General features: G+C 56.8%; 23 protein-coding genes and 5 pseudogenes. 8 read left to right on the plus strand and 20 right to left on the minus strand.

The window, feature by feature from the left end; translation table 11 throughout:
* Positions 1-6: 6 nt before the first annotated feature.
* On the minus strand, positions 7-456 hold the full coding sequence (locus GWK36_RS07980; protein ID WP_210756725.1) for a zinc ribbon domain-containing protein: 450 nt from the start codon (positions 454-456) through the stop codon (positions 7-9).
* A gap of 393 nt (positions 457-849) precedes the next feature.
* On the opposite strand from GWK36_RS07980, the gene GWK36_RS07985 reads away from it, so the two are divergent.
* Positions 850-2,247: a UDP-N-acetylmuramoyl-tripeptide--D-alanyl-D-alanine ligase gene (locus tag GWK36_RS07985; RefSeq protein WP_166270696.1), complete on the plus strand. Its 1,398-nt coding sequence runs from the start codon at positions 850-852 to the stop codon at positions 2,245-2,247.
* A gap of 191 nt (positions 2,248-2,438) precedes the next feature.
* Here GWK36_RS07985 and cas2 read toward each other — a convergent pair.
* The 9 genes and pseudogenes from cas2 to GWK36_RS16070 form a co-directional block, all read right to left on the minus strand.
* Positions 2,439-2,729, minus strand: a pseudogene (gene cas2, locus GWK36_RS07990) (CRISPR-associated endonuclease Cas2).
* Between the two features lie 11 nt (positions 2,730-2,740).
* Positions 2,741-3,160: a CRISPR-associated endonuclease Cas1 gene (cas1, locus tag GWK36_RS15370; protein WP_343033166.1), complete on the minus strand. Its 420-nt coding sequence runs from the start codon at positions 3,158-3,160 to the stop codon at positions 2,741-2,743.
* Positions 3,082-3,579, minus strand: coding sequence for a CRISPR-associated endonuclease Cas1 (gene cas1 / locus GWK36_RS07995; protein ID WP_281352050.1), 498 nt, complete (start codon positions 3,577-3,579; stop codon positions 3,082-3,084). The genes cas1 (GWK36_RS15370) and cas1 (GWK36_RS07995) overlap by 79 nt, the downstream gene beginning before the upstream one ends.
* Positions 3,579-3,779 carry a CRISPR-associated endonuclease Cas1 gene (locus tag GWK36_RS15675; RefSeq protein ID WP_281352051.1) on the minus strand — a complete coding sequence of 67 codons (201 nt, stop codon included), beginning with the start codon at positions 3,777-3,779 and terminating at the stop codon, positions 3,579-3,581. The genes cas1 (GWK36_RS07995) and GWK36_RS15675 overlap by 1 nt, the downstream gene beginning before the upstream one ends.
* Positions 3,780-3,782: 3 nt before the next feature.
* The gene (locus GWK36_RS15375) at positions 3,783-3,932 is read right to left on the minus strand and encodes a hypothetical protein (RefSeq protein ID WP_246237824.1); all 150 of its coding nucleotides are present in this window, start codon (positions 3,930-3,932) and stop codon (positions 3,783-3,785) included.
* A 25-nt stretch (positions 3,933-3,957) separates the two neighbouring features.
* Positions 3,958-4,425: a CRISPR-associated protein Cas4 gene (gene cas4, locus GWK36_RS08000; protein WP_246237492.1), complete on the minus strand. Its 468-nt coding sequence runs from the start codon at positions 4,423-4,425 to the stop codon at positions 3,958-3,960.
* A 207-nt stretch (positions 4,426-4,632) separates the two neighbouring features.
* Positions 4,633-5,550: pseudogene (cas7c, locus tag GWK36_RS08005) on the minus strand (type I-C CRISPR-associated protein Cas7/Csd2).
* Between the two features lie 74 nt (positions 5,551-5,624).
* Positions 5,625-6,008, minus strand: coding sequence for a type I-C CRISPR-associated protein Cas8c/Csd1 (locus GWK36_RS16065; protein ID WP_425482744.1), 384 nt, complete (start codon positions 6,006-6,008; stop codon positions 5,625-5,627).
* Positions 5,944-6,554 (minus strand): annotated as a pseudogene (locus tag GWK36_RS16070) (type I-C CRISPR-associated protein Cas8c/Csd1). Before GWK36_RS16070 ends, GWK36_RS16065 begins: the two are co-directional and overlap by 65 nt.
* A 414-nt stretch (positions 6,555-6,968) precedes the next feature.
* Here GWK36_RS16070 and GWK36_RS08015 point away from each other — a divergent pair.
* A protein-coding gene (locus GWK36_RS08015) for an IS3 family transposase (protein WP_425482745.1) occupies positions 6,969-8,113 on the plus strand; the annotation gives its coding sequence in 2 pieces (ribosomal slippage) (positions 6,969-7,221 and positions 7,221-8,113; 1,146 coding nt in all).
* A 36-nt stretch (positions 8,114-8,149) separates the two neighbouring features.
* On the opposite strand, the pseudogene GWK36_RS15385 reads toward GWK36_RS08015, so the two are convergent.
* The 8 genes and pseudogenes from GWK36_RS15385 to GWK36_RS08060 all read right to left on the minus strand — a co-directional run bounded on the left by GWK36_RS15385 (position 8,150) and on the right by GWK36_RS08060 (position 12,690).
* Positions 8,150-8,794, minus strand: a pseudogene (locus GWK36_RS15385) (type I-C CRISPR-associated protein Cas8c/Csd1).
* Entirely contained in the window at positions 8,791-9,459 is a 669-nt protein-coding gene (cas5c, locus tag GWK36_RS08030; protein ID WP_166270701.1) for a type I-C CRISPR-associated protein Cas5c, read from the minus strand. The pseudogene GWK36_RS15385 and the gene cas5c overlap by 4 nt, the downstream one beginning before the upstream one ends.
* Before the next feature lie 119 nt (positions 9,460-9,578).
* On the minus strand, positions 9,579-10,007 hold the full coding sequence (locus tag GWK36_RS08035; RefSeq protein WP_166270702.1) for a hypothetical protein: 429 nt from the start codon (positions 10,005-10,007) through the stop codon (positions 9,579-9,581).
* Complete coding sequence (locus tag GWK36_RS08040) at positions 9,994-10,908, minus strand: CRISPR-associated helicase/endonuclease Cas3 (RefSeq protein ID WP_166270703.1); 915 nt, start codon at positions 10,906-10,908, stop codon at positions 9,994-9,996. The genes GWK36_RS08035 and GWK36_RS08040 overlap by 14 nt, the downstream gene beginning before the upstream one ends.
* Positions 10,909-10,911: 3 nt before the next feature.
* Entirely contained in the window at positions 10,912-11,634 is a 723-nt protein-coding gene (locus GWK36_RS08045) for a CRISPR-associated helicase/endonuclease Cas3 (protein WP_343033167.1), read from the minus strand.
* Positions 11,570-12,040, minus strand: a complete 471-nt coding sequence (locus GWK36_RS08050; protein WP_484478974.1) for a WYL domain-containing protein — start codon at positions 12,038-12,040, stop codon at positions 11,570-11,572. Before GWK36_RS08050 ends, GWK36_RS08045 begins: the two co-directional genes overlap by 65 nt.
* Before the next feature lie 162 nt (positions 12,041-12,202).
* Positions 12,203-12,367 (minus strand): hypothetical protein, encoded by a 165-nt coding sequence (locus tag GWK36_RS08055; protein WP_166270705.1) that lies wholly within the window; start codon positions 12,365-12,367, stop codon positions 12,203-12,205.
* Entirely contained in the window at positions 12,364-12,690 is a 327-nt protein-coding gene (locus GWK36_RS08060) for a hypothetical protein (protein ID WP_166270706.1), read from the minus strand. The genes GWK36_RS08055 and GWK36_RS08060 overlap by 4 nt, the downstream gene beginning before the upstream one ends.
* Before the next feature lie 136 nt (positions 12,691-12,826).
* On the opposite strand from GWK36_RS08060, the pseudogene GWK36_RS08065 reads away from it, so the two are divergent.
* From GWK36_RS08065 to GWK36_RS14965, 6 genes and pseudogenes are all read left to right on the plus strand, one after another.
* Positions 12,827-13,773, plus strand: a pseudogene (locus GWK36_RS08065) (IS630 family transposase).
* 348 nt (positions 13,774-14,121) lie between these two features.
* Positions 14,122-14,280: a hypothetical protein gene (locus GWK36_RS14955; protein WP_210756729.1), complete on the plus strand. Its 159-nt coding sequence runs from the start codon at positions 14,122-14,124 to the stop codon at positions 14,278-14,280.
* A complete protein-coding gene (locus tag GWK36_RS08070) occupies positions 14,277-14,645 on the plus strand; it encodes a TerD family protein (protein WP_210756730.1) in 369 nt (122 codons plus the stop codon). Before GWK36_RS14955 ends, GWK36_RS08070 begins: the two co-directional genes overlap by 4 nt.
* Before the next feature lie 21 nt (positions 14,646-14,666).
* Positions 14,667-15,032: a hypothetical protein gene (locus GWK36_RS15865; protein WP_343033111.1), complete on the plus strand. Its 366-nt coding sequence runs from the start codon at positions 14,667-14,669 to the stop codon at positions 15,030-15,032.
* Between the two features lie 267 nt (positions 15,033-15,299).
* Positions 15,300-15,479: a helix-turn-helix domain-containing protein gene (locus tag GWK36_RS16075; protein WP_210756731.1), complete on the plus strand. Its 180-nt coding sequence runs from the start codon at positions 15,300-15,302 to the stop codon at positions 15,477-15,479.
* A gap of 322 nt (positions 15,480-15,801) precedes the next feature.
* Complete coding sequence (locus GWK36_RS14965) at positions 15,802-16,122, plus strand: zinc ribbon domain-containing protein (protein WP_210756732.1); 321 nt, start codon at positions 15,802-15,804, stop codon at positions 16,120-16,122.
* A gap of 14 nt (positions 16,123-16,136) precedes the next feature.
* Here GWK36_RS14965 and GWK36_RS08085 read toward each other — a convergent pair whose 3' ends face one another.
* Together GWK36_RS08085 and GWK36_RS08090 are read right to left on the minus strand one after the other, a co-directional pair.
* Positions 16,137-16,841 carry a type 1 glutamine amidotransferase gene (locus GWK36_RS08085; protein WP_166270707.1) on the minus strand — a complete coding sequence of 235 codons (705 nt, stop codon included), beginning with the start codon at positions 16,839-16,841 and terminating at the stop codon, positions 16,137-16,139.
* Between the two features lie 26 nt (positions 16,842-16,867).
* Entirely contained in the window at positions 16,868-18,442 is a 1,575-nt protein-coding gene (locus tag GWK36_RS08090; RefSeq protein WP_166270708.1) for a GAF domain-containing protein, read from the minus strand.
* Positions 18,443-18,621: the final 179 nt, after the last annotated feature.

The following is an 18,621-nucleotide window of genomic DNA, read 5'->3' on the forward strand; positions in this document are numbered from 1 at the left end:
CTGCTCTCAAGAAAGTGCGCAAACAGGCGCACTGTTCTCTTCCTGCCCCGAATGCGGAGCGCATTCGTCTCTGACAGGCGTGACTTTCCCGACTACGGCAGAGACCCTCTCTGCTGTAGCGCCGCCGTTACCGGACGGACTCGCCACGGGTAGGGCAGTTGCGGTTGCCAGCCGTTTGAGATTGAGCGCGGCATTGATGTCCCGATCATGGCGCGTGCCGCATTGAGGACACGTCCATTCCCGATCCTTCAACGCCAACATCTCATTCTCCCAACCACAGACCGAACACAGGCGGCTGCTCGGATCCCAGCGATCCGCAGTACGCGAAACGGTCGCATCAAGAATCTTGCCATCGAAGCACAACGCCTCGGTCATGGCGACCTCACCGCTCTTGGGCAGGCAAATGGTCTTGTCCGAGACGCCAAGCCGCTTCGCCGCCTTGCCTGTGCGCATCATCGTGCTTTCTATGTGGAAAATTATCCACTATCGCGCATAGTTTGTAATGCTGGGGTTGGCTCCATCGCCGATCCCCTATTGAGGCCTGGCCCTACATGGCCATGGCCTGATTTGAGGGTGCATTGATCCTGGGGCCTGCCGAGGTCTAGGGGTCATTGGTCCGTCCCGCCTGTGAAGGTCGACGAACACGCCGACCGAGATCCGATGGATGAGGTTGCTTAAAGGGTACCACGGTCTTGTGACGGACCGAGGGGATAGGCGCCGACCATTTGGACAGGCCCTTGGTCCCCCTACCCTCAAACGCATGAACCTGTAGCCTGTAGCCTGTAGCCTCTATCCTGTTCGCATCTATGTTTAAATATCCCTTGGCCCCGATGTCTTGACCCTATCCCCATGGCCTCCTTCTGGACCCCTGCTGCATTTGCCCAGATCACCGGCGGTCGCTGGCTGATCCCGCCGCCGGCCCTGGATCAACCCTTGGCTGGTGTCTCTATCGATAGCCGTCAGTTAGGACCAGGGGCAGTCTTCGTCGCTATCCGCGGTGAACGCCAGGATGGGCACGATTTTGTTGCCCATGCCTTGGCGCAGGGCGCCGCACTGGCCATCGTAGAGCAAGAGATCCCCTCGCCTGAGCCTGGCGGGGCGCTGCTCCAGGTCCCTTCAACGATCGGCGCCCTACACGCCTTGGCCCGCCATTACCGCGATCTGCTGGGTGCCTCTGGCTGCCGGGTGTTGAGCGTTTCAGGCTCTAATGGCAAGACTACAACCCGTCATCTCATCCACCATGTCTTGACACAAGCCGTTTGGCGCGGCACGCAAAGTCCACGCAGTTTCAACAATCATCTCGGCGTCCCCCTTACCTTACTGGCCGCCCAGTTGGGGGATGCATTCGTGGTCTGCGAGCTCGGGACCAATCATCCGGGCGAGTTAGCGGCCCTGGCAGAACTGGTGCGTCCCGATCTGGCTGTGGTCACCAGCATCGGTGAAGAGCATCTGGAGTTCTTCGGCGACCTCGCGGGGGTGGCGCGGGAGGAGTCAGCGGTATTTGACTTCGTACGCCCTGGCGGATCGGTGGTCTTGCCCGAGGCCCGTTGGTTGCCGCTGCCCCTAGAGCTGCCTGCAAGGCCAGGTGTGTCCATCTCGCGTTTTGACCTCGATCCTCTGGCTAGTGATCTGCCTCTACCTGGTCTCCACAACCGGCTCAACGCCTCGGCCGCTGCCTTAGTCGCACGGCTCTTCGGTGCAGATGATGAGACGATCCGGCGCGCCCTCAACTGCGCTAACGCCCCGCCGCTGCGCAGCGAGGTGCTATTTGCCGCAGATCCCCTGCGTCCAACGGTCATCAATGACGCCTATAACGCCAACCCCAGCTCCATGGCAGCGGCCTTGTCCCTGCTAAAGGACTGGGCGGGGCGGCGGCGCGTTTCCATCCTCGGGGATATGCTCGAACTCGGTGAACGCAGCCCCACTGCCCATCAGGAGGTTGTCGCCTGGGCCTTGGCCGCAGCAGAGCACTGCATCTTTGTCGGCCCCTGCTTTGCGGCGGCCATCGCTCAGATCTCTCCCAACAAGGCCCCAGGGACAGGGCAGGTAGCGGCCTACAGCGATTGGTCGACTGAGGTGATCGAGGCCATTCTCGCCGCCCTAACGCCTCAGGATGTGGTGCTGCTGAAGGGGTCTCGGGGGATGGGCATGGAGCGCCTGATCCCGGCGATCGAGTCACATTTTCCAAGTGCCACAAACGAAGCCGCAGGTGATGGTCTGGAGTTTCAATCCACACCCGGTTATTAAAAGCCGGGTGACTCCACAACCGCAACCTGCGGTTTCGACTGCGTTGATTGCGGCGCCCGCGCGATCGCAGCAAACACCGGTGTTTTTCGCACCATACATAACTTAGACCAAACAAAAAATGCTTTATTAATCAATATATTAACCATCGCGCGATCCCCACAATTCTTTGGCCGTTGCCTAAGGTTCGCGTTTCACACAAGCAACGGACCCTCGAAATCAACCGAACGGAATGCACCATATTGCTTGACCAGAACACGCGCGGGTTCAGTAATCCGATAGAAACGCAAATTATCCTCGCGTTCATCGATTTCCAACAGCAAAGAACGCTCTAGCTTATCAAATTGCATTTCATTAACCTGGCACTCAAAGACAGATTTTTAGACCCGCTGACCTGCACCCTCACAGATTCTAGCAACACGCCGCAAGCGACGGCGACCTTCAGCCGTCTCCGTAGAAAAATCATAGGCAACAATGATCAACATAGCATTTTAAATCACTTAGTAAGATATGGAAGATAACACGCCATCTCGCCATGCACTGTACGAGCCATAAAACGCGCCTGGATAAATGGTAACAAACAGAGCGGCAGTTTGTTACCGGTAAGTGGGTTGGTAAGCTCTTCTTGTTTACGGTTTTGCCAAGCAACTAAAACCTTGCGTCTACCTGAATCTTTGAGCATCACTGAACCGCCTTCGCGTAATTCAAAATCGTCTTCTTTAATTTGAGCACGATTGATAAGGGTAAGAGCAAGACGGTCAACCAGCACCGCACGAAACTTTTCGATCAGATCCAAGGCCAGTGCCGCCCTGCCAGGACGTACAGCGTGCAGAAAACCTAGTTGGAGGTCAAGGCTGACACTTTGCTTTCTAGTGCAGATCGGCAGTCGTTCATTAGCAGGGCATACAAGAATGATAACAAGGCATTAAAACGATCGAGTGGATGGCGACGCGTGCGTCCATTGAGCTGAAATACAGGGCGCATATGCGGTTTGACAATCAAATTCAGCGCACCAAAATAATTACTCGCCGCCTCGCCTTCAATCCCACGTAAACCATCCAAGTCAGTAGCCTCTTTGTCTGTCCTACAAGAAGTAGCAAGATTATCCGCCACCCGGTTAAGCGCCCTCGACTCCTCTGGATCTGCTGATTCGTGGGCACCGCGCATGAGTAAGGCGCGGCTGTTTCTAATTTTGCCGGCCATACAGGCGCGGGCAAATTCCAAGACAAATAACGCATTATGAGCCTGTCGGTGCTGGTCTTGCCGAAGCAGGATGTTGCCTGAAACGGGTCCCTCCAAACGCGCTTTAAAACGACCGCTTTCCTCTAGTAGCACTAAATTCTTTCCCTCATCGGAAAGTCGGTGCTGAGGGCAGGACTAATTAAGATATTGCCAAACAGAACGAGGCCATCAAGATTATGCAACGGCACTCGCAGCAAAGTTTCATGTTTAAAAGTTATGTGCACAGCACTGTTGTTTAGCTGCACATAGGTATTAGGTGTCAGCACATAGAGCGTGTTTAAAAGGGTGTGCATGATTTAGGTTTCGTCCAAAATGTAGAGGGCACGGCTAAGCTCAGCATGGCGTGCTTTAGCACTTATCGCTTCGGGTTGACAAAGCGATTTAAGCGAGCATTCGCGACAGCGAGCATCGTGTGCCGGCATTGGCAGGCGACCGGATTCCAGCATGGTGTTAATGGCGCGAATGGTCTCTTCAACCCGCTTCAACCCGCTGCAGCAGGTCCAGTGTGATCTCCACCTCGCGCCGGCATTTACTGCTTGCCTGATAGATAGCACCTCGCGGCACAGGTCGCCCGAGCATCTCTTCTAAACACATCGCTTGAGCGGTAAGTTGGATATCATCATGAAGTTTCTGGCGCTTGCGACCATGTTTAAACTCGACGGGAAAAATGGTTCCATTTGGATGAAAATCTACGAGATCGGCCTTGCCAATCAGGCCCAAGCGATCTGACCACAACGGCAATGAGCGTTCTAATTTGATTCCATTTTTTATCTCACATGTGGGTTCGCGCACTAATCGATGAACAGCTTGACCCCTGGCGGTATGGATATCGTCCTCAAACTCGCCATCTAGATGAATAATCCCGCACTGGCGCGGGCAATAGACCCAATGCTCCAGTGCGGAAATAGGGAGCTGATTCTGGCGTGAAATCTCTTTCAATCAGTTTACCATCCCCGCTTCTAGGTAGTTGAAAGTTGTAAGGTCTTTGCTAATACAAATCTGGCCATTGAGATAAGTGATTTTATAGGACACGTCATTGCGAGGAGGAGCCCCGAATGGGCGACGACGAAGCAATCCCCTTGCACGGGAAGGCGCTCCAAAAACAGGAGATTGCTTCGCTGCTCCGCAGCTCGCAATGACATGCCATTACGACTTCTCAATCAACTGCACGCCTTGCGGCACGCTCGCCTTGTCCACCGTCACGACATAATCGCCAAAACAGCGCGGGGGATTGGCTTCGGGCTTGCGCTCGACCTTGACCAACTCGAAAAACTTGTGTGCAGGGGCGTTGCCCAGGTCGCTGTCGTGCTTGAAAACGAACAACTTGCGGGTGGCCATCTTGCCGCGCGCCGCCGAGCGGTCATGCTCGAACATGTTGATGAGCGCCTCCCAGAACAGGTTCAGGTCTTCTTCCGAAAAGCCCGTGCCTTTAGTCGGGTCGTTGGCGAGTTTGGCGGAGATGTAGCCTTCCACGCGGTACAAGGCATAGGGGACGATGTGCTTGCGGCCCATCGTGCGTTCTTTGTCGGCTTCGTCTTCGGGGGTGACGGTCAGGCGGGTGATGGTCACTTCCTGCTGGACGATGGGGTCAATGCTGCGGGAAAAGTTCAGTTGCACAGGTCCGCGTACCTGACCACAGTTATCGCCCACGCTCAAGACTGCGCCAAAGGTGCGGATGTCGTAAAAGTTCTGGCACATTCAGGCGCGGGCTTTGTTCACGCCAGCGACGTCGGCTTTCTTGCCAGGTTCAAGACCGACGGCGAGATAGGCTTCTTTGTGATTGGCGTTCAGCGGAATGCCTTCCTTGATGTAAATGCGGTAACCTGGTGTGCCGCCCTTGACCATCTCCATATAGTTGCGGATTTTGCGCTTCAGGCAGACATCGGTGATGATACTGTAGCCCGTTTCGGGGTCAATGCGCGGCATATTGCCCGCATCGGGGTCGCCGTTGGGGTTGCCGTTCTCCACGTCGTAGAGCATAACGAATTCGTAGCGGTTGGAAAGAATGGTCATGAATATCTCCTTTTTTGAATAAAATTGTTTGATTGATGTTTTTAGTGTCATTGCGAGGGCGAAGCCCGAAGCAATCTCAACTCAAACTGGAGACTGCTTCGCTCTACGGGCTCGCAGTGACATCGTTATTCAGATTGGTTTGTTTCCTCGCCATTGTCCTTCTTTGCGTAGAACGCGGCGCGCTGGTGATAGTAACCCAGCACAAACACGCCTTGTTCTTCCAGCGTTAACCGAGTGGGAAAGGGCTTGGCGTCGAGCATGTTGAGTAAATCTTTGATTCTCCTGTCACTTACATGGCCATATTGCGATTTTTCGATATGATGATGAGCAAGTCGCAACAAGGTTGGGAAAACGCTGGCGGGGTTTGCCGAAGCAGAAGTGAAGTAGCGGTCTTTGGCGGTCTTTGATGGTGGAATTGAGTTTGACGGGCTTGGCCGCTTCGACTTACAAGTCTTCCAGCACAGCGAACAGGCGTCCCAGCACATAGGCGGGATGGGTATAGGATTCATTGAGTGACATTTGCAAGGCCTCCTGATAGGGATTATTGCATCCACGGCGGTACTTAGGGATGAGATGCGCCTTGATGTACGCGGCGCGAATGTAGTTGATTTTGACGCTGCGCGCTTTGCCCTTCTCGCTGGTTTCGTCCGAGTCGCGGCGGATGCGGTTAAGTATGGCGACATACAGCCCTTCGGGGTAGGGCCGCCCTTGAGAATGGAACGCATGAATGCCCCGCCCAATAGCGACCAGGACTTCTTCACATCGTCGTCGCGCTGGGTTACTTTGGGCGAGACGCACTCGGCAAGGATGCGGTAGGGCGAGATGTAGGCTGGCTGATTGGCATATTCCTTTTCGATTTGCAGGTCGTCGTAATGCTGCATGATGCGCTCGGCGAACACGCCAAACGGTTCGGTGAGGAAGAAGCGCACGGCCAGGCGCGAAGCATTTGGGGCGAGTCCCAATACGTAGAAGCGCGTACTTTCATCCAAGCCTTTGCGCAAGGCGGCAAGGTCAATCGCTTTTCCCTGCCGTACCGATTCAGCCACTTGACCCATTTCCTTTTCCGCTTCTTTGGCTCGCTTGCGCTTGCCTTTGTTTTCTTCGGGTTCGCTCTCTTCTTGTTCCTGCTGGAACTCTGGATGGAGAAAAGATTAGAACGCACTGGCATAACGTTTGTCAGCCGTGTCCGCTCAATAGACGACAGTAGTATCAATAGTATCGCCAAGAAAAATTGGACGGTTGGGGTTTTACCTGGAAAGCAAGTAGTTGAGCGCAACACCATAGCCCGATGCAACGCGTTGGCTGATGGGAGAATTTGCGCCCTATTCCTTCCCATAAGAAGTAAACGCATCCAGATTGAAACTTACCAACGATGCGCCTTTTGTTTGCGCTCCTGGTGAGCTTCCCCCGAAATTTCGTCTTCCAAGGGATGGGGTATAACGCCCCGTAGATTGGAAGGAGCAACGAAGTTGAAAAAGATACCGAAGCAGGAATACACGGCCGAATTTCGGGAGTTGGCGGTAAAGCGGGTAAAGACGGGCCAGACGGTTGGGGTGGTAGCGAAGGAGCTGGGGCTGATCGAGCAGACGCTGCGCAACTGGGTCAAGGCGTTCGAGGCGGGCAAGCTCAACGGCCCTGGCACGAAGCCGGTCACGCCGGAGCAAATGGAGCTCTCGCGGGTGCGGGCGGAGAACGTTCGGCTCAAGCGCGAGAACGAAATCCTAAAAAAAGCGGCGGCGTACTTTGCGAGAGATGCGCTATGAAGTACGCGTGGATCGACGCGCATCGGAAGGAATTCGAACTGACGGGAATGTGCGAGGCGCTGGCGGTGAGCGCCAGCGGCTACCGCGCCTGGAAGCGCGGCGGCACGGCGGAACGCAAACGGCTCACGGATACGCAGATGCTGGCGCTGATCCGCGCCATCCACGCTGAACTGAAAGGGGCCTACGGCAGCCCGCGCATCACGCGGGAGTTGCGGGAGCGCGGCTTTCCGGAGAGCAAGGAACGCGTCGAACGCCTGATGCGCGAGAACGGTATCCGTGCCCGCCACAAGCGGCGATTCAAGGCGACGACGGATTCCAGGCACAGCCTGCCGGTAGCGCCGAATCAGGTCTGGACGGCTGATCTGACCTACATCTGGACCGATGAAGGTTGGCCCTACCTGGCCATGGTCCTCGATCTGTTCAACAGGGAAGTCGTGGGCTGGTCGATCAAGCCAAGGATGACGACGGACATCGTCATTGACGCCCTGACCATGGCGTGGTTCCGCAAGAAGCCGACCCCGGGGCTGATTCATCACTCCGACCGGGGAAGCCAGTATGCAAGTGGCGCCTTTCAGGCGCGGCTGAAAGAGTACGGCATGATCTGCTCGATGAGCCGCAAGGGGAACTGCTGGGATAACGCGCCGACCGAGAGCTTCTTCAACAGCTTGAAGAATGAGCGGGTGCATGGCACCCGCTACGGCACGCGGGATGCAACGGCGGCCGATCTGTTCGACCACATCGAGCCGTTCTACAACCGCAGGCGAAAGCATTCGCCGCTCGGCTACGCCTCGCCCATGAAGTTCCTGGAGGGCTGGATCAGCGCTCAGCATGAGCAGAAATTGGCGGCATAATGCCAATAGGTTGGAAGACGAAAAACAGAGGGAAGCTCATGGGACGCCCTTGATGTCAGGATGCAGGCGCGCAACAGGCTCTTTTTGTCGCGTGACCAGGCATTGCATCTCAGTCGCTTGTCTCCCTGTCCTAGATTCTTCCCAAACACGCCGAATTTCAGGGTCGTCCAGCACGTTCTTTCCTCGTACCTGAAAAATGAGATTGCCGCCTTCCAGCAATCCTTCCAGATGGCGAGCAATCCCAGAATGCTGAGATGCTGTTTGCGGGTTGTGCTGTTTCAGAAAAGCAATGACCGCGCGCGCCGAAGGGGAATTGGCTTTCTCAAGAATTTCGATGTTCAACTTTTGAAACGCCTCGAAACGCTTTTAGGCATACGCTGGGTCTTTGGCTTTTTTGCCTGTCAGCCCCAGCACATAGGCGGCATTATCACGCAAAAAGTTTGCGGTCACGTTCACGCTGCGCTTGACTTGTTCGGGAACATTCATGCGCTTGGGGCGATTTACCGTCTTCTTCCCTTGCTGAACTGGAACTGAGAAGGGAATAATGTCCAGCAACTCGCCTTCGGGTGAAAGATTGAGCGCAAAACTAATTTTCGCCGCGCTGTACCCAGGCTCGGCAATCTCCACGTCTGGGTCATCCAGCAAAATCTGGTAGTAGTTGTAGAGCGACGGCAAAATCATCGCCGCACCTCCTCAGGCTTTGGCACGACAACCATGCCGTCTTCCATAATGGCGCGGAAGAACATCGGCTGAATGTCGCGCGGATTGGAGAAATCCAGGTCGTAGAGCATATAGCCCAGGTCGCGCTTGCCCGTCAGCGGGCTTTTGGGGATTGCGCCTTTCTCTTCGATGAGCGTCACTTTGGCAGGGAACTCACGCGTCCCCAGGCAGGGGGCATGGAAATGCTGTCCGTTGCGCAGGCGGCGCAAGACGATGTTGTAATATCCTTCTTCCGTGTCGCGTTCGCCCCATTCCTTCTCTACCTTCTCAAAGTGTGCTTCGATGACGTAATCCACATCCTTCAAGACCATGGCGGCGCGCTGCTGGCGAGACTCCGTGGCGGCGATATAGAGCGGCTTATTGGCGCCATTTATCACCTGCAAAGCGTTGTCTACCGACGCTTTATCGCTCACCTCGTTGCGGCGGATGTTGGTGAACTCGATTTCGCGCAGGACGTGTGTTTTATCGATCACCCAGCGGATGGCGGGCTTCCAATAGACCCCCTCGATAATGCCGCGCGCCGCCGATGGGGTGATAACGCCGTAACTGACGCGCTCCACTTTCATTTCGGGATGGGTGAATAGGGCGTAGGGTCCCTGAACTCGGATGGTGATACCGTATCCCATGTGTCAAACCTCTTTTCGTGTTTTTATGTCATTGCGAGACCCGCAGGGGCGAAGCAATCTCGTCGGAACAGGGGATTGCTTCGTCGGGCTTCGCCCTCCTCGCAGTGACACTTGGCAAATTAGAACAACAACCCATCCCCGCCGCCGCTTTCGGGGACAAGCAGACCGCGATGCGGGTCATAATACTCTTTCATGGCGTCTGGATTGAGAACGTGATAGGTATCATCAATGGTCAAAATCACTCCTTTCGAACTGAGTTTATCGAACTCGCCCTCGTAAATTGAGACCGTGTAGGGCTGAAGTTTCCGCAGTGTGGAGAAGGGATACTCGGTGTATTTCAACTCCTCGATGAGCCGCTCTGCCTCCTCGTTGTAGGGGATAATCACCGTCACGGTCGGGTCATCGATAATTTGGAAGGCGTGCGCCGCCGTCTCAAACTCGAACCTGCCCTCGGCGTCCTCGAAGCATTCCATGATGCGTTTGTAATCGAACGCCTGCGGGTCTTGCAGGTTGTACATCGGCGCTTTTGCATGGTCACGCAAGACCATGCGGGCGACTTCTGCTGTCTGTTTCAGGAAGGACGGCGTTTTCTTGATGAATGCCGAACTTTGGCTCGAAAACGAACATCTCGCTCACGCCGCGCTTCATCTCGCGGTTGACGCGCCCCGCTGCCTGGTTGATGGAATCCAGCCCGCTCAGGGCGCGGTAACCGACGGGAAAATCCACGTCAATGCCCGCCTCCATTACCGTTGTGGAAACCACGCGACAGGGCTGTTTGTCCTTCAGTCTTTGCTCAACCTCCTTCAACTTCTCTCTGCGGTGCGCAGGACACATCAGCGTCGAAAGGTGGTAATTCCCTTCACCGCGCAGCCCGCTGAACAATCCGCTGGCGTGGCGGCGGGTGTTGACGATGCACAGGGCTTGCTCGTGCGCGTTCAGACGGGCGAGCAATTCCTCATCAGTCAGTGTTCCCAAATGTTTCACTTCCACGCGCTTGTAAAAGTCGAACAATTCCTGCGGGTTGGGCGCCAGTTCGGTGACCTTTGTCTCTGCGGGCAGGAAGCGCTCCAGCCCTGGCTGGGTGGCGGTGCAAAAGACCGCACTCGCGCCGTAGTTGGTCACCAGTTCCCACACCGCCGCCATTGCAGGACGCATATATTCGCGCGGCAGCATTTGGGCTTCGTCGAAGATAATCACGCTTTTGGCGATGTTGTGCAATTTGCGACAGCGCGATGATTTGTTGGCAAACAGCGACTCAAAAAACTGCACATTGGTTGTGACCACGATGGGGATGTCCCAGTTCTCCGCCGCCAGTTTGAGTTTGGCAAGGACGCTATTGGTGCGGTTATCGACGTCCTCGCGTTTCTTGCCCTCCCAATCGAAATTGGAGTGATGTTCCAGCACGTTTTCTTCGCCCAAAAAGCCTTTGAAGACGCCCGCAATCCGCACCGACTACGCCGCAGATAGCATCATCCACATCTTCTGCTCGATAATGGTGGTGAACGGGATAACGTAGATGACGCGCTTCAAGCCGTGTTCAGCGGCGTGATGCAGGGCAAACGCCATCGAAGCCAGCGTCTTGCCGCCGCCCGTCGGTACGGTGAGCGAGAAGAAGCCAGGCTTTTCGGTTTTTCCTTTCTCGATGCACGCTTGAAGTATCTCATTGCGCTTGCGGTTGATGTCGCTGGTCGGGTTTGCGAATTGATTAAGGTGCGCATCCAGTTTGTCGCGCAGGGCTGGGATGTCGTCATGTCCGCCGCGCGGCCTTGCGCCCTTCATGTAAGTTTCGGTTTCCTGAAAGTCGGCGTCCACCAGCGCCGAGTAAATCATGCGCGTCAGGAAGGAAAGCGAAAATCCAAAATAATCTTTAGGCGGCTTTTCGGGAATAACTGGCAGTCGCAACGGACGGATGGGCAAGCGCTGTGGAAATGGTAATGCCGACAAATCCAACTCACTCTTGTATTCGCCGTAATGGGGGATGTTGTTTTTCAACCGCCCGCAAACGGTGCTGCCTTCCAGGTCGGTCTCGCTGCCGTAATCAGGCAAGCCCGCGTGATGTCCCAGGATGGGATACACCAAAAGTTGGGCAAAGACTTTTTGCGGCGTGTTTTCAAGCAGGGTTTTCAGTTCCTTCGCGCCCGCTGTTGAATGGTCTACGCGCGGATCGCCCTCCAGCCGCTTTTGAAACTAGGTCGTGAATCAACCCCGCGATGTATGCTAAATCTGCTACATTGGCGTCCGCGCCAAAGTCGCGCGCCATTTCGGCGGTTTTTCGCAAATGGTCAATCAGCGGCTGCCAGTTTTCACGGTCTTCCCCAGCGCGGCGATGGGCAAAGAAACGCGTTTTTGGCTCGCTGAGACTTCCCACCCCATACACCCTCGCCAGCCTCCGCGCCTCCTTCTCCAGCGCCTCGCGCAATTCCTTTGGCTCCAACACCTCCACATCCGCCCCCCAGCCGCGAATCCAAGGGAGCATTTCGCGCCATTCGGCAATCTCCACGCTCCACATGCGCCCGCCGTCTTCGGTCGGTTCAACCCGTTCCAATGGGTGCCAAACGCTTTCCTCCAGGCGTTGAATCACCGCGGGGTTGGGGAAGAAGCGCAGTTTGACCGTGAGGGGCGGACGGTCGGCGTACCAGATGCCCCAGGCGTGTTTGAGCAGCCGCTCATCGTTAAACGCGGCGGGGATCTCAAAGGTCTCTCCGGTTAAAAGGGCGTTCAGGATGCGCTCGATCTTGAAGGCCTAGATGTTGTCGTCGAAGTCACTCTGGACAATGACGTAGATGCTGTCGCTCCAGATGGACGGCTCGATGAGATACGGGCTGATGGTGTGGAGGGTGAGACCTTCGCGTCCGAGCCGCTGATACTCGATGGGCACCTTGCGCTGCCCCACCCAGCCTTGAGTCACCGCTTCCAGGATCTTGACCTTCTGCGAGTCTTCGCCGCGGTTGGCGAGTCGTTCTGCCGTTTTGAGCAGGCGTTCTGCCATCGGTTGGCGGCCAGTTTATCCATGCCGCTGGCGGCGTGCGGGTGGCGAAAGCGCGTCTGCCGGGCGGTCTTGCGCGTCGCCAGGTAAAGCGTCAGCGCCTCGTGCAGGTTGACCTTTACCTCGGAAATCAGGCGGGTTCGGTCAATCCTCCAGCGCCCGCGTTCGATCTCCACAAAGGGATAGCCCTCGGCCTCCAGGTCGAGACGGTCGGCGAAGACATCGCGCGCGAGCTTGAAGCGCATTTCAATAGCCTTGGACTGGAGGTCCAACGCAGATGAAACGCACCCTCATCGCCGGGGCCGGGGCCTCGGCCATCGCAGTCGCCCTCTAAGAAACACATGCTTTTGAAATTGAGTGAGCTGTCCTGATGTCGTGGGCATGGAAAGACGAGACATGAGATTGCTGTCGTTTGCGGCGCGCGAAGAGCGGCGGCGTGGCTGGACGTATGAAGCGATAGGCGCGCAGAGGGGATTGTTGGGCGCAGGGGTGTTCGACATCAGGGCAAGGGGGGTGGGCGCAAGGTGGGTGAGAAGCGGGCGCTGTTGGCGGAGCAGGACGCCCAGATACGCAAGCTCATGTGCGACGGGACACCGGATCAGCTGAAGCTGCCGTTTGCGCTGTGGCAGTTGATCCTCGACCGTTTTGGCATCGAGCTCAGGCCGCAGGGGGAAGGCAAGTACATGGTGCGCTGGGGATTGACGCCCCAGAAACCGATTCGGCGCGCCTATGAGCAAAGCCCGCCGGCGGGCAAGACGTGGCTTGAGGAGACCTACCCGGACATTGCCCGGCGCGCCAAGGCCGAGGGCGCCGAAATCCACTGGGGCGATGAAACGGGGCTGCGCTCGGACGAGGTGCGCGGGCGCTCTTATGCGCCGGCGATCAAGACGTCCGAGATTCGCGTCACGCACCGTCGCGAAGGCCTGTCGGTGATCTCGACGCTGACCAACCGCGGCAAGGTGCGTCGGAAGGCGTTCGCGGGGGCGATGAACGCCGACATCCTGATCGACTTCATGAAGCGGCTCGTCAAGGACGCCAGGGGCAAGAAGATCTTCCTCATCCTCGACAACCTGCGCGTGCATCACACCAAGCCAGTCAAAGCCTGGCTGGCTGCATGCGCCAATCAAATCGAGGCGTCCTCCCTCCCCCCCTACAGCCCAGCACTGAACCCCAACGAGATGCTCAAGGCCACCATCACCGCGCAGGCGCCCTCCCGCGCCAAGGGCGATCTGAAGAAGGCGACCGTCAGCCACCTGCGCCGCCTTCTCAATTCCCCCCAACGCATCATGTGCTACTTCCAGCATCCCAAGCTCCATGATGCCGCGTAATATAAGTTCATTGGTTTCGGATCAATAATGGCGTTGGCGATTTTTGTACAGCGATCTTGTTGCAACTACTGCAACAACTCATCAGGTTCGATGAGGCAAAACGACAATAAACGCCCAGCCTAAGGAAACGCTGATTTAGATGTTTCTTGGATTGCCTCCCTAAGGTTCGCAATGACGCTGAGCAATTTAATCGGGTTTCCCGATGAGCTGGCTAGCATGTCAATGTTTTGAAGGGAAGCGGGGCCAGGTATCTATCCCGGCCGGTCCTATATTTCCATCAGGGCCGGATCGCGCGGGATGGACAGGCGCTTTTCCTATATTTCAGGGTGATTGATAGAGGACAGGGGGATGGAGATGCAGGTACAACGCGGTCAACGGCTAAGGCTTTCAGAGGTGCTGCCGGGGATGGGCTTTGAGGTCGGGGTGGCGCTGGCAGGGTTGAGGGCAGATCTCTCGTGTTTTGGGCTGGATGGCGCTGGGCGGCTAGCGGATGAGCACATTACATGACCTTTTATAATCAGCCGCAAACGCCCTGCGGGGGTGTCTCTCTCGCTGCACCTGCGGGTTTTGACGGTGGCTTTCGGCTAGCGCTCGATCGCCTGCCGGCCGGCATCGAGCGATTGGTCTTGGTGGCGGCGATCGATGGACCGGGGACGATGCGCCAATTGACCCAGAGTAGGCTGGCCCTGGTCGCCGAGGGTCGTGAACAACTGGTCTTTCCTTTTCAAGGCTCGGATTTTGCCGAGGAGCGGGCCTTGATCCTGGCGGAGATCTATCGCAAGGAGGGTCCTGGCGCCTCAGCGCAACCGGCCAGGGGTTTAACGGCGGGCTCGATGCCTTGGTGCGCCATTTTGGGAGGGAGCCAACCCTAGTATTACAAGCTGTGCGTGATAGTGGATAATTTTCCACATGGAAAGCGCGATGATGGGCACAGGCAAGGCGGCGAAGCGGCTTGGCGTCTTGGTCAAGACCTTGCAACGCTGGGAGCGCGAAGGGGGTTTGATCCTGGTGGCGCGAACAGTCGCAAGGCACAAATCCGCGAGTTGATTGGCTTGCGCAGTAAGGTATCAGAGCCAATGCGGATTGATGCCTACTGTCGCGTATCCAGTGCTGCGCAGAAGCCAGACCTCGCCGACCAGCGCAAGGTGTTGGAAGAGTTTGATGTGGCGAAAGGCTTGTCGAATGTCGAGTTCGTTGAGGAAAGAGGTCAAGACCCTGATCCTTGCTCACAAAGACAGGTTGACCCGCTTTGGTTTTGAGTGGTTCGAGCATTACGCCAGAACGCACGGTTGTGAAGTGCTGGTGCTTAATCAAGAACGGCTCTCGCCAGAGCGGGAGATGGTGCAGGACTTAATGACTATCGTGCATTGTTTTTCGTCCAGGCTGTATGGGTTGAGGAACTATCGAAAAAAGCTGGACGAGGTATTAAGAAAGGGGGTGAGTCATGAGTGATCATGATTGAATCTGATTAGCTCATGAATCTAGCGAAATTGTTTGGCGTTCGACAGAACACCAATGAGTAAGCCATGCAACTGACCCACAAAATCGCCCTTTGTCCGACGCCTGAGCAGGCGGTTTACTTCACCTGCGCCTGCGGTACGGGGCGGTGTGTCTGGAATTGGGCGCTTGCCGAGTGGAAATGGCAAGATTCTTGGTTCGACCGTTTCGCGTACTGCGGATCGCAGGTTCGTCGCCATTCAGGTTGAAGTGGTCGATGCTGCGTTCTATCGCAGGCGCATGAAACGACTGGTGTTGACCTGGGCGTTGAGGCGGCGGCCAGGCTTTCCAATGGCGAGTCTATTGAATCTCCTCTGCGCTTCGTCGTCTCAGGATTCGAGGCAGACGCCTTTCCTGCAAGGTTGATGCGGCCAAGGTTGGGGCTGGGTTTGCGCCAAGGGCCAGACTGCCAAAAGGCACGAGGCTGCCGATCTTGAAGAATCGAAGGAAATCCTCTGCGATGTTGGCAAGGCTGCACGCACGCATTGCCAATGTCCGAGCGGCCTTAAGGCGAAACGCTACGGCGTCTGGTTGGTTTTAGCTGATCGCTGGGATCCGAGCAGCCGCCTGTGTTCGGTCTGTGGTTGGGAGAATGAGATGTTGGCGTTGAAGGATCGGGAATGGACGTGTCCTCAATGCGGCACGCGCCATGATCGGGACATCAATGCCGCGCTCAATCTCAAACGGCTGGCAACCGCAACTGCCCTACCCGTGGCGAGTCCGTCCGGTAACGGCGGCGCTACAGCAGAGAGGGTCTCTGCCGTAGTCGGGAAAGTCACACCTGTCAGAGACGAATGCGCTCCGCATTCGGGGCAGGAAGAGAACAGTGCGCCTGTTTGCGCACTTTCTTGAGAGCAGTCTAGACGTCAGAGACGATCCAAAAGATCAAAGAGGGTGCGATGGATCTGGGCAAACCCATCCGCACCTATTGCCAACATCTGATCAGCGGTTTGGACAAAGGGGCCGGGTTGCAGTGAGTCGGCGTCATGACTGATCAGATCCCACAGGCCCTGGGGCGTGATCTCGAGGTGACATTGCAGACCCAGCACGCGCCCATCATAGAGAAATGCCTGGCGTTCACAGGCAGCGCTGTGGGCCAGATGGAGGGCACCATGCGGCAAATCGAAGGTGTCATTGTGCCAGTGGAAGGCGAGGATCTCTGCAGGTAGCCCAGCCATTAACGGATGTGCCCTGGCCCTATCCGTCAAACCGATCGGAAACCAACCGATCTCAGCATGGCGATGGCGATAGACGCGTGCCCCCAAGACCTGGGCGATGAGCTGTGCGCCGAGACAGACCCCAATGACCTGCTTGCCGGCGTGGATACAGTCGGCGATCAAGCGCTTTTCGGCCTTCAACCAAGAATAGGCCGATTCATCATCGACGCCCATCGGCCCGCCCATCACCACCAGCACATCCAGTTCAGTGGGGGCAGGCAGCTCCTTCTGGGCGAAGAGATTTACAGGGATAAGGCGATGGCCGCGCTGGCGCGACCAGTCGGCGATGACGCCCGGTCCCTCAAAAGGGACATGTTGCAAACAGACCAGCGTTCGGCGGTTAATCCCCTGCATCGATCGCTCCTTGCACTCCATTGCGGTCAACGCCCCAGGATCTTGGCATTGACGTCATGCAACACCAGCCTCCTGAACTTCTTGGCACGCAATAGATCGGCATCGCTCCAGGGCTCGGACTGCCGGGCGCTGGTCTCGATCCAGCGCTCAAAGGACGAACGCGGCGAGAGCACTTGACGCTGTTCATCGAAGAGGGTGCTCTTGCGCGGGTCCCCGGCCCAACAGACGGTCTGTGGCTGTTCAGGACGCCACCAGACAAACCAACGGTCGCCATGCTCGTGATAGACCCGAATCGCCAGCATGCCGCTGGCCTGCTGGGCAAAGGCAAGGGCATCGGGGAAGAGCTGGGGCAGGCGGTCGGTGGCAAAGATCGGTTCCTTGGCCTCCGCCTTGATCCAGTCGATCAGCGCCCGGATGTCGGCAGCATCCGGCGTCTGACCAAAGGTCACAATCATCGAGTCGTCGATCAGTGCGGCGCCCGTGGCGCGTACCAGCGACAAGAGGGCCTGACCCAGGGCCGGCTCATTGAGTTGCGCCTGGCCGATGTCATGAAATACGAGCAGATCGGACCCATTCTGCGCATCCACGAAGCGCAAGGCCGAGAGCAAAGTCATGATCTCTTGATCGCTCTCGCTCAAATCCAAGAGGCGGCGCGTGCTCTGATAACCCACGACCGCTAGGGCGAAGACCTGGGCTATGTCGGCACAACGCAGGCGGACCGGCAAGGGCAGATAACGCGGCTGCGAGTGGTGGCAGGCAACCAAGCCCCACAACTCGTCCTTGATCAGGATCGAGAACGAGATGGAGGCCGTCACCCCCATGTTGTTGAGATATTCGAGATGCACCGGCGATACAGCGCGCAGATCGGAGAGCGATAGATCCGCGACCTCCCCTGCCTCAAGGCTCAAGATCGGTACCGAGGCGGCGTGGATATCGGGGATCTGGCGGTGCGAGTTAAGCTGATAGAGCTTGCGCGCAATCTGCGGGATATCCGAGGCCGGATAGCGCAGGCCGAGATAAGGGGGAAGCCCTGACTCTAGGCTTTCGGTGATCACCTCGCCGCAGCCATCCTCGCGAAAGCGGTAGATCATGACCCGTTCAAAGCCTAGCGCGGCACGGATCTCATCGGCCAGATACTGGCAATGGCCAGCCCAATCATCGTCGGTATAAGGCATGCGATACAAGCGATGCGGCACTGGGCGGTAGGCTGCAATGCGCTGATCCGCAGATAGGCAAGCCTCGAACTCAATCAACCAGGTCTCTCCGCTGCAAGACATCAGGGCGTCCAGTGTCCCGCGCGGGCCAGTCAGAAGATCGGCATAAAACCTTTTGTCTGCCCCCCCTTGTGTCCAGGACTCAGCCGTCTCTGCCAGGGGACTCGACTCATCGCATGGCATCAAGCCGGGCAGGAGCTCAGCAATGGACCTTCCCAGCACCGACTCCGGAGCCCAGCCCGTCCATTCGGCGAGATTGGCGCTGGCAAAGCGGATGATCGGACTGCCTGGCTGTCCGCCGAGCAGGCAACCCCAAGGTTGGATCGCCTGGAGGCGATGCAATTGCTCGCGTTCACATTCAGCGAGTAAGAGATAAGGGTCGCTCATGGCTGGGCGCTACGCAAAAGGATGAATTTCAGCGATGGATTATTGCACAGTGTTAGGCTGATAGGTCAGCGGTACGCGGAGCGGCGTTTGCATTGCTCTGGCGAATCTTCAGTATTGATTAAACTCATATTCCGGTATACTCGCGGCCCAAAAACCGTCAACATCATTGTCTCGAACCT

The sequence above is a fragment of the Caldichromatium japonicum genome (genome assembly GCF_011290485.1).
Taxonomy (GTDB): domain Bacteria; phylum Pseudomonadota; class Gammaproteobacteria; order Chromatiales; family Chromatiaceae; genus Thermochromatium; species Thermochromatium japonicum.

Excerpts from the sequence above, each read along its gene's own strand:
- GWK36_RS08070 (WP_210756730.1), top strand. The coding sequence starts at position 14,277 with ATGACCTTTTATAATCAGCCGCAAACGCCCTGCGGGGGTGTCTCTCTC.
- cas5c (WP_166270701.1), bottom strand. The coding sequence starts at position 9,459 with ATGGGATACGGTATCACCATCCGAGTTCAGGGACCCTACGCCCTATTC.
- GWK36_RS15375 (WP_246237824.1), bottom strand. The coding sequence starts at position 3,932 with ATGCTGGAATCCGGTCGCCTGCCAATGCCGGCACACGATGCTCGCTGT.
- GWK36_RS16075 (WP_210756731.1), top strand. The coding sequence starts at position 15,300 with ATGCAACTGACCCACAAAATCGCCCTTTGTCCGACGCCTGAGCAGGCG.
- GWK36_RS08035 (WP_166270702.1), bottom strand. The coding sequence starts at position 10,007 with ATGGTCTTGCGTGACCATGCAAAAGCGCCGATGTACAACCTGCAAGAC.
- GWK36_RS07985 (WP_166270696.1), top strand. The coding sequence starts at position 850 with ATGGCCTCCTTCTGGACCCCTGCTGCATTTGCCCAGATCACCGGCGGT.
- GWK36_RS14955 (WP_210756729.1), top strand. The coding sequence starts at position 14,122 with ATGGAGATGCAGGTACAACGCGGTCAACGGCTAAGGCTTTCAGAGGTG.
- GWK36_RS08060 (WP_166270706.1), bottom strand. The coding sequence starts at position 12,690 with ATGCGCTTCAAGCTCGCGCGCGATGTCTTCGCCGACCGTCTCGACCTG.
- GWK36_RS16065 (WP_425482744.1), bottom strand. The coding sequence starts at position 6,008 with ATGAATCCTATACCCATCCCGCCTATGTGCTGGGACGCCTGTTCGCTG.
- GWK36_RS07980 (WP_210756725.1), bottom strand. The coding sequence starts at position 456 with ATGATGCGCACAGGCAAGGCGGCGAAGCGGCTTGGCGTCTCGGACAAG.
- GWK36_RS08085 (WP_166270707.1), bottom strand. The coding sequence starts at position 16,841 with ATGCAGGGGATTAACCGCCGAACGCTGGTCTGTTTGCAACATGTCCCT.
- GWK36_RS08090 (WP_166270708.1), bottom strand. The coding sequence starts at position 18,442 with ATGAGCGACCCTTATCTCTTACTCGCTGAATGTGAACGCGAGCAATTG.
- GWK36_RS15675 (WP_281352051.1), bottom strand. The coding sequence starts at position 3,779 with ATGCACACCCTTTTAAACACGCTCTATGTGCTGACACCTAATACCTAT.